This is a genomic window from Dialister sp. (assembly GCF_036343215.1).
Classification (GTDB): Bacteria; Bacillota; Negativicutes; order Veillonellales; family Dialisteraceae; genus Dialister.
This window is the reverse complement of the sequence record NZ_JAZASU010000050.1, coordinates 1-12803: the sequence shown is the minus strand read 5'-3', so window position 1 is coordinate 12803 and position 12803 is coordinate 1. Positions and strand designations below refer to the sequence as shown.

9 protein-coding genes are annotated in these 12803 nt (G+C 43.9%); 3 read left to right on the top strand and 6 right to left on the bottom strand.

The genetic code is table 11. From position 1 onward, the window contains the following. Window positions 1–472: 472 nt before the first annotated feature. Both VZT47_RS07265 and VZT47_RS07260 read right to left on the bottom strand, forming a co-directional pair. Entirely contained in the window at window positions 473–1615 is a 1143-nt protein-coding gene (locus VZT47_RS07265) for a glycoside hydrolase family 3 protein (RefSeq protein ID WP_330224307.1), read from the bottom strand. 2 nt (window positions 1616–1617) lie between these two features. Next, window positions 1618–2898, bottom strand: a complete 1281-nt coding sequence (locus VZT47_RS07260) for a hypothetical protein (protein ID WP_330224306.1) — start codon at window positions 2896–2898, stop codon at window positions 1618–1620. A 196-nt stretch (window positions 2899–3094) separates the two neighbouring features. Between VZT47_RS07260 and VZT47_RS07255 the strand changes: the two genes are divergently transcribed. Continuing rightward, a complete protein-coding gene (locus VZT47_RS07255) occupies window positions 3095–3607 on the top strand; it encodes a hypothetical protein (protein ID WP_330224305.1) in 513 nt (170 codons plus the stop codon). Between the two features lie 65 nt (window positions 3608–3672). Here the strand turns inward: VZT47_RS07255 and VZT47_RS07250 are convergent, their stop codons facing one another. The 4 genes from VZT47_RS07250 to VZT47_RS07235 all read right to left on the bottom strand — a co-directional run bounded on the left by VZT47_RS07250 (window position 3673) and on the right by VZT47_RS07235 (window position 10794). Next, a complete protein-coding gene (locus VZT47_RS07250; protein WP_330224304.1) occupies window positions 3673–4602 on the bottom strand; it encodes a restriction endonuclease in 930 nt (309 codons plus the stop codon). 69 nt (window positions 4603–4671) lie between these two features. Further along, window positions 4672–5469, bottom strand: a complete 798-nt coding sequence (locus VZT47_RS07245) for a DUF4357 domain-containing protein (RefSeq protein WP_330224303.1) — start codon at window positions 5467–5469, stop codon at window positions 4672–4674. Next, the gene (locus VZT47_RS07240; RefSeq protein ID WP_330224302.1) at window positions 5405–8824 is read right to left on the bottom strand and encodes a DEAD/DEAH box helicase family protein; all 3420 of its coding nucleotides are present in this window, start codon (window positions 8822–8824) and stop codon (window positions 5405–5407) included. The genes VZT47_RS07245 and VZT47_RS07240 overlap by 65 nt, the downstream gene beginning before the upstream one ends. Continuing rightward, complete coding sequence (locus VZT47_RS07235) at window positions 8821–10794, bottom strand: Eco57I restriction-modification methylase domain-containing protein (RefSeq protein ID WP_330224301.1); 1974 nt, start codon at window positions 10792–10794, stop codon at window positions 8821–8823. The genes VZT47_RS07240 and VZT47_RS07235 overlap by 4 nt, the downstream gene beginning before the upstream one ends. 1178 nt (window positions 10795–11972) lie before the next feature. Here VZT47_RS07235 and VZT47_RS07230 point away from each other — a divergent pair. Continuing rightward, window positions 11973–12245: a type II toxin-antitoxin system RelB/DinJ family antitoxin gene (locus VZT47_RS07230; RefSeq protein WP_330224300.1), complete on the top strand. Its 273-nt coding sequence runs from the start codon at window positions 11973–11975 to the stop codon at window positions 12243–12245. Beyond that, window positions 12242–12532: a type II toxin-antitoxin system YafQ family toxin gene (locus VZT47_RS07225; protein ID WP_330224299.1), complete on the top strand. Its 291-nt coding sequence runs from the start codon at window positions 12242–12244 to the stop codon at window positions 12530–12532. Before VZT47_RS07230 ends, VZT47_RS07225 begins: the two co-directional genes overlap by 4 nt. Window positions 12533–12803: the final 271 nt, after the last annotated feature.

Genomic DNA, 12803 nt, shown 5'->3' with positions numbered 1-12803 from the left:
CACCTGTCATACATTTCCTCATCCCTTCCCCAATGACCGTTTACAAACTTTCTGTCATCCATAGACCCTCCCCGGGAGAAGCAACTCACTTCCCGACTGTATTGTAACAAATGGATGGGACAGGAAATGTCAGTGTTGGGTGCATGGAAGCCGTCAGGGGCCCATGGAAGCTGCCAGTTCCCAGTTCCCAGAGGTCTCATAATTACTCGCATAGAAGTTCCCAGTTCCGAGGCTCTCTTCAGAGACTGAAGGTGTTTAAACTTTGAAATTACAGCTTTTTTCAGCAGCTTCGAATCGATCGGGAATCGGGGCGGTGGCGCTGCACAATTCATGAAGCAGCGCCCTTTTTTATATTTTCTCCCATAGAAGTTCCTGATGGGCCCACGGAAGCTGCCAGTTGCCAGAGGGCTCATTCCCCACACACAAAAACCCGGAAATGCATTTGCACTTCCGGGACATCGATTCTAATCACTTATTTCTCCATCATACCCATTTTAATGAGCACGATACGTTTCACTTTTTCATCGATCAGTTTCTTATCTAACCTTCCATCACGATAAGCATTGAGCAATCCGTTAAATACTTCCTGTTCATGACCATAATCATGACATACAAGGATAATATCCGCGCCAGCCTTTATTGCCCGTACACCCATCTCATTAAATGCATAATGCTTAGCCATCGCTCCCATTTCCATATCATCCGTCAGAATAAGCCCTTTAAAGCCATATTCTTTTCTAAGAATATCAGTCATGATAACTTTAGAAAGGCAGGCTGGTTCATTAGCATCAAGAAGTGGAAAAGTTACATTAGATACCATCACAAAGGTATTTTCCGGATTTGTCTGCCTGATCAGCTCAAGGAACGGTCGGCCATCTTCTTTATCCAGCTGCTCTCTGGAAATAGAAACCACATCTCCGTCAACATGTGGATCTGTTTTCACTTTTCCAATGCCGGGGAAATGCTTCAGACTGGTCTTGATTCCTTGCATTTCATACCCTTGAATGACCGCTTTTGCAAAGGGGATGACCTGATTCGGGGTTTTCCCATAGGAACGATGATAAGCTCCGTTCAAGTCAACTACAGGAGCGAAATTTGTATTGATTCCCAAATTTTTCAGTTCTTTTGCAGTTTTCACAGCCCAGTCTCGGGCAGCTTCCGGCGTTCCCTGGCCAAGTGCTTCTGCAGATGGCATAGAAGGAAGATAGTCAGTCATTCTCATGACCATCCCGCCTTCTTGATCAATGGCAATAAAAGGCGTCAATCCTGTTTCGTCTTTTATGGTTTTGGAAAGGGATTGGCTCAACGCTTTGACCTGCTCTGGATTAGTCAGATTCCTGTCGAAGTAAATCACATTACCCACAGGAAATGTAGTTATCATATTTCTGGCATCCTGATCTAAAGAAGTCCCACCGATTCCAATCATCATAAATTGACCGATTTTCTGGGCATCACTCATGTGGGCCACGAATTCTCTAGCCTTTTCCTCTTTAGTCAGTTCTTTAGGTAGAGCTGCCGATTTTGCTGGAAAACTGCCGCGCGATGCACAGGCACTGATACTTCCGGCAACCAAAAGACATAAACTGGCCAAAAGAAGAAATAATTTCCTTCCCATTTTTAAGCCCTCTGCGCTGTAATTTCATCAATTTTCCAAAGGCCATCAGCTTTTACAAGCGTACACTGCCCGGTAAAATACTGAGTTTTTGTAGAATCTCCATCCCTATCAACAGCTTTCAGTCGATAGGTTAATACAGCCCTGGATCCATCATTGGACAATACGCTGACTTTTTGCGGAATGCTCTTTAATGTCGTATTATACCCCGATGCCCAGCTATCATAATTCAGGCTGTTTTTAAAAGAGTCACTATAACAGTTATATGCAGATCTTAACTCATGATTGGTGATACACTGGTGATAATAGCGGAAAAGTCCATCCGGATTAGATGAGTTATAAGCGATTCTACTGCCTGATGTGACTGATTTTTCAGGAGCCGGAATAGAAGATGGCATTACCGGATCACTCTTCTTTCCGGCAGACATCGGATTATTTTCTTCCAGAAGATTTTTTGTCTCATCCAGCTGCGTCGAAATCAAGTCACTTTCATTTAATGCTGGCGGAACTGCTGCCGTAAATCCGGTAAATCCGCCAATAATTACAAAAGCAGCAAGAGCCATAAGTCCCATCCGCTTGAATTTGACCTGCTCGTCACCCAGCTTTTTCCCTGAAGTAACGATAAGAAATGCACCGCTTCCCAGAGCAATAACTGCAACAATAATTGCTCCATAAAGAGCAGGTTTATGCCATACCTTGAAGGCGGCTGTTAAATGACGGCTGTCCTGTCCCATCAGTGCAGACCAAATATTCCAGGTAAGAGTCTTTTTATCCTTACTGATTTCTTCCGCATTCGTTGCATCATATTCGTAAGGAAGATTCAGCGTATACTTGACGGAAATCTGGTTTGCTACCGCATCCATTATAGCTTTTTCTTCATTCCTGGTAGACTTGTTATTTCCCTGACCTTCGATATACATATCAAATGTATAATAATCATACAACCAGCCTTTCCGCTGACGAATACCCTCGTTTTTCCCTTTATATTGCGCAAATGCAGTCTTCGTCGACACAAGAGATTTCAAATCCGGATACTCTGTCGTTTTCTCATACCCGCTCATGTTTCCTTCAGAAACATTTTTAAATGTCGTATTCGGGGGCTGAGGTTTTTCCTTTTCCTTCATAATCCCCTCTTGCAAAAGAGGAACACCCATCATCATCTGTGTATCTGTCACAGTTCCATCTGCATGAATTGTAGTTCCCATTTCGGCTTTCATACAGCCAGAAAAAGTTAATCCTGCTGCACAGGCCAATACCAACATACCTGCCTTTTTCCAAATTTTCATAGAATCCCCCTCTTTTAAAATGTGAATCCGAATCTTTATCCTGGTCCTATTGTAATCTCGTTGCAGAAAAATCGTCAATTCTGTTTTATTTATTACCGGTTATTGAAAGATTAAAGCAGAACGGATAGTACTCATGTCGTCATATCAATGTTAAAATAAAAGCAGATACAAATAGTTATAAACAAGGATGGTGACTATGATGAAGAAATTATTGTTTATTCTTTCATTTCTTGTCCTGCTTGCAATGGGGCAATCTGTTTTTGCTTCAAGCTCTTATCCTGACCATTTAGGTGGGGATCCCAATTACATTCTAGTGGACGGTCATCAGGGAATAGGCTACTATCTGGATAAAAGCTCCATTTACCTTGAAAAAGACGACCCACAGCTAGCCATCCTTCAATTCAATGTATGTACAGTTAATAATGCCATTAAAGGTGCAACAGAAATCGGTCATGTTATGACGACCCGAATGTTTTATGATAGAGTACAGTGTGCTATGTTTACCTATAATGAAAACACTAATAAATGGAATTACATTAATCCTACAGCACCAAGAGCTGCAGTTCGCGGCTATATGGATGGTGCTGAAATGGCTTACTATATCACCTTTGGTAAAAAATTCTATGGTTCCCGCCTATGGGCGATACCAGGAATCAATCCACCGAAATATCTTCCATTCCATTCAGATGAATTCTATGCAAGAGCTTGAACTCCCCCTCTAAAACACAAAAAGCCCGGAAATGCGATTGCACTTCCGAGCTTTTTCAGTTGCCGTTATTCTTCCAGATATTCGTTCAAAGCATCTGTATCGATGTCTTTAATCTGAAATGTTTTTCTCACAGACACGCAGAAATTTGATTCAATCATTAATTTAGCCAATTTCTCGCCATCAATCAAAATAAGGTGACTTGTTTTTGCATATTCAATAGCTTTATCAGAAAAATGCGCTGTTGTCACGAACAATCCTGAACCATGTTTACCGGTAATTGCCCCCATAAACTTCTGAAGATCAGGCTGACCGACAGTTTTGTCTTTTCCCCAACATTTGGCCTGAATATAAATGAGGTCGAATCCCAGTTTATCCTGCATAATGACCCCATCGATACCATCATCTCCGGTAGGTCTTGTCGGATGGCTGCCATATTCCATGGCACCATACCCTATTTGCACCATTAAATCCACGACGAATTTTTCAAAGCGGGATGGATTCTCTTTCATCTTTAGTACTTCATCAAGAAGATCATCGGCAAGGCTCTGATTGATCTCGCTGAACGATTTTTCCATTTGTTCAGTTGGTGTAAATTCGATTTTCAAATTATTGTCCCGAGAAGGATCTACCCGTTGAACATTTGGGTCCGGTTCAAGATTATGGAATTTCCTATATCCAGCAAATCCCTTGAGGTACTCATCATCAATAAAAGGTGGATTTTCTTCCAGAACCTTTTTACCCGCATCGGTAATTTTCATGAATCCCCAGCTGACTGACTTTAATAATCCGGCTTTTCTGAGATAGGTGCAGCTCCAGCTCACCCGGTTATAAAGTACAGTCTGCTTCATACTTGGGACACGTTTTTCCTGATCTTCTTTTGATAGTTGGAAATGCACGATCATTTTATCCCGTAGTTCTTTAGGACTATAGGTATTTCCATCGCTAAAAACCGTCAAAATCGGCTTCAAGAATTCAAAAAACTGTGGTACTGCCATTTCAAAAACCACCTTCCTGATATAAGGGTCTTCGGAAAATATATTTTCCTCTTCGAAAATGAACCTTATTCAATCGTCTTCCGGCTCCGGTTCTTTATATATACTGATCAAGTTTCCATCTTTATTCTTCCAATAGTCCCAGCCGTTGGTCTGCATGCCTCTGATGATATAGGCAGCTGTCGATGGGGAAGTACATTCGAGATCATTCATCAGTATATGATTCTCAACTATTGCATGATTCCTGATTTCAGGTATAGCATGATTCGGGTCTGGTGGAGCGCAGAAACTTCCCGCTTTGACGGTAAACCGGCCTCTACGGACGACTTCCATAATTCCTTTCACCAAGCCCCATTCATTCATATTTACTTCCATATGGTAAGTACCTTCAGGTATACGGGCTCTCTGACTATTCACTACAGCAGAATCAAAAACTTCTTTTCTGGTTAATCCCGCCGGGTAAATTTCAGTCCCATCAAAGGAAGAAAGCAATTGAATGGCGAGGTTCAAATCAATGGCAAATAATTCCGGTGCTTTACTGCTGGCTGCCTGATCCGGTTTATGCCAAAGACGATAATCACCAAATACTTTGTGAAGCAAAGCCTCTTTTTTCTTATAATCATCGACTTCAATGGCAAATTCCCTTTTCAGACCATTAATATTGCGATAACCGTTGGATTCAAGGAAGTGCATCCTGTTCTCAAAGTCATTGGTACAGCCAATTTTAATAAGACCTTCGAGAACTGTGGACATAATATATATAATTCCTCTATCTGTTTCTCCAGGCATGAAATTCTCCTTCCCTTTACTTCCCGAATTTCTCATCCACGAGTTCCTGCAGTGTCCCATTTTTAGCTGCTTCTGCTGCATCGGCTTGTACAAAATGGGGGAACTTTCCATCCTTTACGTTTTCTCCTTCGAAGCCCAGGATATAGTTGATGGCTATGAGGTAAATGATTCTTGTGGGTGCCATACCATATACCTGGTGATTGATGATGTGACGGATTCTTTCCCTGTCATTGGGGTAGAGTTTTTTCATTTTTTTGCTTCGATAGAGGCGTTTGACGATTTCGGTGATGTAGAGGCCGGATTTCATATAGAGGTCGGCGAAGGTATTCTTTGGATCATCGAAGCAGCCGGGGTTATTTTCTTCCAGTTCGTCCACCATCTTCTTGACTACCCGTTTCGGGGTGAAAATCTGGTTTGTCTTCTGGGGAGGAATGTAGTCGAAAATATCTTCTTTGAGGGTTTCATCAAAGTAGTTGGCCAGTTCTTTCTTTTTGGTCAGGAACTGCTGGACGGAATCATTGAAGACCACTTCATCGAAAAGATGACCGGCAAATTCTTTTTCTTCTCCTGTTACCGGATCTTTGATCGTACCTCCGTCGCGCAGGAGCCGGAAATCTGCTTCAGAAATACCTGTGACTTCTTCGAATACATCATCTTCTGTGTAGTCATCCAGGTTGGCCAGAGTGAGATTTTCATCACCATAGGCCATGAGGAAACTGGGGATGGTGCGGGAGAAGCCGCGAAGTTTGTCACGGATTCCGCCTTCCTGTTCCCGTTTCTGATCTTCCAGTCTTTCTTTTTCTGCCATATCGACGACACGCTGTGGCATGGTCTGCTGTGTGTTTTCAATAAATGCTTTGGTTGCTTCCGAGAATTTTTTCTGAGCGTCATCGACCCGGATCTGGTAAGTTTCCTCTGCCTTTTTCGTTTCCGCCCTGGCCTGCTCTTCAGTCTTGCGATTGTTTACCACATCATCCTGCAGCTTTTTCCTTGTTTTTTCGTATTCGTTTTGAGCGATATTTTTCTCCCTGGTCAGATCGGAGTGAATACTGTTGATTTTTGTTTCGATTTCTCTATTCACTTCTCTGACCAGTTTTTTCTGGGACGAATTGCTGATGGGTACTTGATCCACCACCGGTTTGATGATATGGTCGGTAATCTGTTTCGTGATGGTTTTCACAAATTCGTCTTTCCGTTTTTTCTGTTCCTTTTTATTGGAAATATTTTCTACCGGCTGCGGTTGTGTGAAGGTATCCACTGCATTCTGGGCCTCTTCTCCCAGATCTCCATACACTTTATCCCCGAAAATACCCGTCGCAATGCCGATGGTCCGTTTTCCGTCTACAATGGGTTCTCCATTTTCATCGACCATGATATCTTCCAAAGTAGTCGTGTCAATTCCCCGATTTGGCGATTCTTCGAGAGCCGGAGTCATTTTATCGAGGATTTCAAGGACTGCCCTGGGCGCACCAAAGACATTGCCGATATTCTGGAAGAGGAAATTGGACATGAAACCTTTGCGGACCACTTCTTCGCATTTCAGTTTTCTCGGGATGGAGAGAACTTTTTCTGCATCCAGTTCCACCATCTTTCCTTCACTGTCTTCACCGATAACAGGGAAGAAATTGAGCAGCTGCCGGATATGTCTCTTTCTGTCTTCCGTAGTTCCTCTGCCGTTAACTGTATCCGGAGAAAGGTTATTTGCAAACTGGTCGAAAATAATGAGCGTCCTGGCCGGGTCGAAATCAAAGACATAGGACGTTTCTTTTCTGTACCGGTTTCCGTTTTTATCTGTAAATTCATAAGGATTCTGGGCACGGAAAGCAGCCTGCATGTAAGCCGAAGGGCTCTGCAGGTTGCACAGCATGAGCACAGCACTCCAGGGTTTCACAGTGACTCCCACGGTGAGCTGGCCTACGCTTAATGTAATGGTTTTTGGATTATTCTTGATAGCAGACTTTACCCGTTCCAGCATATCCAGTTTATCCTGGTCTTCATCGCCGGTCTTTCCGTCCCCTGCAGCAACAATGACTGTATAGTCTTTGAAGACAGGATCTTCCCGAAGGAGCTTTTCCAGTGCTTTGCAGCTGCTCACACGGTTCAGGATCCACAGGGTATGAGACAACTCGCGACGCAGTTTATCCGTAGAGAAAGGATACTTTTCCTGGGTGGAAAGGGCATGAAGGAATTTCTTCACTTCTTCCTCGTGGATAAACGTACCGTTTGCTTTCGTCAGGAAAAATTCATTCAGGTCGAAAGCAAAATCCACCATATCCCCATCGTCGGTAATATCTGCTCCTCTGGAAATGGTATCGTAAATCATGGGCGACATCTGGTAGGTGAACATTTCCATCTTCGGCAGATCTTCGTAAGGATTGTAACCGTCCCCATCCCAGTCCCTCTTGGCCTGCTGCTCATCCGCATAAGTCCAGTTGTAAATCTGGTCACCATCAAATTCATTGGAAGCCAGCGCTTTGAAAGGCGTTCCGGAAAGATACAGTGTATGATCCCGGGTAATCTGCTCGAAAGCTTTTTCCGTTCGGATCGTATCAATCCCTTCCTGTGCTTCATCGATGATTAAAAGATCAAAGTGCAGCTTGCTGATCCATTCCAGCTTATCGAAATCCCCACCGAAATAGGTGGAGCCTTTCAGATTCTGCAGGGATTCAAAGGCAATAAATCCATTTTCATCCCCGGACATTTGCTTTTCCAGATATGTTTTTCTGCTCATGACTGGCAGATTGTTATTATTTTTACGTTGAAATATGGGTGAATCAGAAATGAAATCAAGAGGTGCCTGCCAGCCGATGAAAGTAAAGAAATCTTCTGCCCAGGAATGAGCAATGGCCGGACGGTTCGTTACCACCAGTACCTTTTCAAAACCCATCTTCCGGATTAAATCATAGGAGGTCAGGGTCTTCCCGAAGCGGGGCTTTGCATTCCAGAGAAATTTTTCTCCGCCATTTTTGAAATACGCCATCGTTTTTTCTACTGCTTCCGCCTGCTCCTTGCGCAGAACATATTGCGAAGTCCCCTTGTCTTTATCGCTGCCATTCACAAATTCTTCGAAGAAAGAATGAGACCTTTCCCCATCAATCCGGAACCACTCCGTCCCCTGCCTGCGCTCTATGTGCTTTTTATCTGTGAGGTAATCATGAAAAGGATAATCCTTGAAATATTTCTTCTCCCCAAATCGGAACTGTGCCTTTTCCGTCCAGGCAATCTTCGCCTGAAGTCCTGCCGTATGGGTCTGCTGATAAACTCGCTTATCCACCGGCTGCACGGTATAGCCGATTTTCGTCCATCCATTGTTCGGCGGATAATTGATCGTATTGTAGGCATAAATCTTCGGAACTACTGGTTCAAAAGATTTGATTCCCTGCGTCAGAGAGCTGGCATAGGCATCGAGCGTTTCAAAAATAGAGCTATCCATCATGCCATCTCCTTTACATGAGACTCAATAAAGGAAATCTCGTCCTCATCAAGGCCATACTTTTTGTACAGCTGCTGATCAATATTGTGGATAGACTGATCCCAGTTAATATCAGATTTATTTGTAAAATTCTGAAGCGGAACATATCCCCATTTTTCAGGGGAATTATGCTGTGAGATTTTTAAAACGCCTAACATCGCTCGACAAAATTTCGAGCAAACATACTTATAGCAAGCATCCGCTTCATTTTTTTTGTTAAAAGAGCCAATAGACATAAATGTTTCTGTATGACCCACCATAGGTAATCCAATTAATGGTTGTCCAATCAATGGTGTAGAGGGCACTTCGCCAAGTGCGCCCGAGCCATTTGCCGCAGGAACAAAAACCTTGTATTTATTAAAGCTATCCACCATTTTAAAATAATCCTGACGAAACCATCTATAAACTCTTTTTCCTTGTAATAATCCTAAAAACTGAACATATCTATATCCATCACTTGGTTTATTTTCAAAAAATAGTGATTCCGCTCTATTAAAGGAGCTTGCCCCTATACGAGAATCAGTGAACTTTGCCATTTCCTCTGGATGCTCTTGATATACTAAGGGTGAAAATCTATATAAACCACGACTTTTTATTATTGATTCAAAAGGTTTAAAGTTATTAGTATTTTTTACTTTTTTCAAAATTTTATTTAATTCCGGATATGCCGTATAAATACCAATTGCCCCGTAATTTTTGTTTATATCATGACTGGTAATTACAACACCACCCTGAATATCCGTATTAGGAAATATTTTGCTACTATCTTGCTCATGATAAAGAACTTTTAAATGTACATCACTGAGCATTTTTTGATTCCATTTTTTTGAAGTTCCCCCAGCATTGTATAGAAACCGAGCTGGGTGAATGAGCTCTACCACTGGTGCAATTTTATAACTTTCATCTATAAATTTATCATAAATAGGTGCAGTATATTTTTCCTGTTTGCCAACACTTTCGTCTTGATAAGGTGGATTTCCAATTACAAAATCGAACTTCATAATTCCTTTTCCTCTCTCCGCTAACTTTTTAAACTCCAAGCTTTTCTTTATATTTATCCAGTCATAAATCCGACAATAGGGTTGAAAATCCAGTAATGTTTCTTCCGGTTCCGGATCAAAGAGGCTAATTTCTCTTTCTTCCATGAAACCGGCGGTATTAGGTATTTTCCCCGTAAGTCCATCCATCTGCCACAGGTTCCAGGCGATGATATTGATGGCTTTTTTTATTTCCTTTATGGAAGGCTCCCTCTGCCATATTTCTTTCAGCCATTCCGTCCAGTCTGAAAGCACATTCACCCGGGCGATTAGAAGATTATCTCCCTGAAATTCATAACCGTAAGTCGCCTGCAGCGCCCGGAAAGACTTCCTTACCCATTCCTTTTCATCGGCTGCAAATCTGGTCACTACGGAAAGCTTTCTATCCAGGATTCCGATTCGTTCCTTCACCGGGATGATTTCACCTGTCGCTGCGTCATACCGGGAGACCAGGAAGGGTCCTTCCCCGCAGGTGATTTCCAGACGCCTCGCATCCACATATTTCTTCCATTTTTTCTGAAGGATTTCTTCCGTCCATGGCTCGTCAGCCACATCAATCATCTTTTTGCAGATGAAAAGAGGAGTGAAAACTTCCGCATGCTTTTTCGTCCGTTCCGACTGCTCCTCGAAAGCTTTCCTCGCCCGGGTCTGGACCACACGGAAATGGTCCGGTGCAAGGAGTCCCCGCTTGATTTCCATGGAAGGTCCATAATTTCCCCTGGAAGGTTCGGAAGGATCCTCCCATTTCAAGTAAGCATCCGTCGCCCAGAGGATATGCCGCTCCATCTTCCGCCCATTTCCGTCCGGCCGGTTTGACATGGTCTTGTCCACCAGAAGCTTATCCAAAAGCTGCGCCCGGTCCAGCCGGATCAAATCGTCCGCAATATTAATAAGCACATGGGCCTCCTTAAGAAATCAATGAAAACTGCTATCTATATTTTACTATACTAAAAGCCAATTTGCTCATTCAATCAAATCCAAATAATCAAGTACAACTCTTTATACGTATTATAACAGTTCAAAGAGACAACCCGTGTCCCCCGCGGAGGGACAATTTGAATGCTCGCTCGGCCCGCCAAACCAGTCCGCCAGGGGATGAAATTGGAATTTCTTATGGGATTTCCGGGAACCGGTAAGTTTTATGGGGGTCCAAATATAAAAAAGGCGCGGCCTTCTGCTGTTGCCGCGCCACCATCCCGAGTCCCGATGTCCCGAATCCCGATCGATGCAAAGTTTCGAAGACAGCTGAAAATGCAAAGCTGCAAAGAATCCAGCCCCTGATGGGACACTTGGAACTCGGAACTTCCATGCGAGCCCCGGATGGGCCCCGGTAACCGGGAACTTATATGTATCCCCATATAAAAAAGGCGCGGCTATACGAATTGTGCCGCACCACCGCCCCGAGTCCCGTTTCCCGAACGACGTACAGTTTCAAAGACAGTTGATTATTCAAAGTTTCAACACTTTCAGCCCCTGATGGGAGTCTGGGAACTGGGAACTTCCATGCGAGCGTTATTGCGTAACGCATGGAGTTTTGGAGTCAGATGGCATTCTAACGATAGATAGCCCCCTTCACCCGCTACGCGGGAGCTTCCCCCGTTGGGGGACGCGAATCGCATATGGTTAGTGGAAATTTGGATGGAAATGGATTCGATTTCAAGCGTCAGTCATCCCATCCGTCAGCTTCGCTGACACCTTCCCTATCTAGGGAAGGCTGACCATCAGGCGGCCTTCGGCCGCCGGGTGGGACACTCGGAACTCGGAACTTCTATGTGAACCTTTATGGAGGAAAATATAAAAAGGCGCGGCTTCCTGATTTGTGCCGCGCCACCTACCCGAGTCCCGTTTCCCGAGTCCCGATCGATTCAAAGTCAATGAAAAAGGCTATTTCTTCAAAGTTCCAACATTTTCAGTTCCTGATGGGAGCCCTCGGAACTCGGAACTTCCATGCGAGTCATTATGGGAGTCCGGCAACCGGGAATTTCAATGGAAATAGTTCGGTAATCTTCGTGCATTATATTGCAATATTCGTGCAAATATCATAAAATATATACAAATAGAAAGGAGTGGATCTTATGGCTACCACGAATATCAGTATTCGCATGGATTCGGATGTGAAGGCACGGGCTGATGCTTTATTTGCTGAGCTCGGTATGAATTTATCTACGGCTTTCAATATTTTCGTCCGCCAGTCGCTCCGTGAGGGGGGCCTTCCTTTTCGGGTAAGGCTGGAAACGCCCAATAAGGAAACGATGGCTGCCATGCTGGAGGCGGAAAGGATTGCAAAGGATCCGTCTGTGAAGGGGTATACGGATCTGGATGAGCTTTTTACGGATCTTAAAAAATGAGGAAGACTAAGTATATCGTCAAGGCGACCACGCAGTTCCGGAAGGATTACAAGCTGGCCATGAAGCGTGGTTTGAAAGTTTCATTTCTTGATCAGATCATCGCAAGGCTCGCACTGGGTGAGCCGCTGGATGAGAAGAATCGGGATTACGCCTTGTCCGGAAACTGGGCAGGCCATCGGGAGTGCCATATCCTTCCGAACTGGCTGCTCGTATACCGCCTGGAAAATGACGTCCTGGTGCTGACCCTGGTCCGTACAGGATCGCATAGTGACCTTTTCGGAAAATAGGAACCGCTGTATGGAAATCCGTACAGCGGTTTTTCATTCCGGTGAAAAGGGGACGCAAATCTACAGTGGCGGGGAAAATCTGCAGATGAAAGTGCAGTTCCCCTCACCCGCTCCCGGACGCGATTCATTTTCGACTTGTACGATCGTACAGCCCCCCAGTCGCCTACGGCGACAGCCCCCCGAACTTCGGGTAATGGCACACACTTAAGGATTTACTCCTAAAAACAGACAATTACATAACCCTATTTTAGCGTATCCAGCAGGATACGCT

Coding starts and splice junctions, on each gene's coding strand:
- VZT47_RS07265 (WP_330224307.1), bottom strand. CDS start 1,615: ATGGGAAGGAAATTATTTCTTCTTTTGGCCAGTTTATGTCTTTTGGTT.
- VZT47_RS07260 (WP_330224306.1), bottom strand. CDS start 2,898: ATGAAAATTTGGAAAAAGGCAGGTATGTTGGTATTGGCCTGTGCAGCA.
- VZT47_RS07255 (WP_330224305.1), top strand. CDS start 3,095: ATGATGAAGAAATTATTGTTTATTCTTTCATTTCTTGTCCTGCTTGCA.
- VZT47_RS07250 (WP_330224304.1), bottom strand. CDS start 4,602: ATGGCAGTACCACAGTTTTTTGAATTCTTGAAGCCGATTTTGACGGTT.
- VZT47_RS07245 (WP_330224303.1), bottom strand. CDS start 5,469: ATGCAGCAGAAGCAGCTAAAAATGGGACACTGCAGGAACTCGTGGATG.
- VZT47_RS07240 (WP_330224302.1), bottom strand. CDS start 8,824: ATGATGGATAGCTCTATTTTTGAAACGCTCGATGCCTATGCCAGCTCT.
- VZT47_RS07230 (WP_330224300.1), top strand. CDS start 11,973: ATGGCTACCACGAATATCAGTATTCGCATGGATTCGGATGTGAAGGCA.
- VZT47_RS07225 (WP_330224299.1), top strand. CDS start 12,242: ATGAGGAAGACTAAGTATATCGTCAAGGCGACCACGCAGTTCCGGAAG.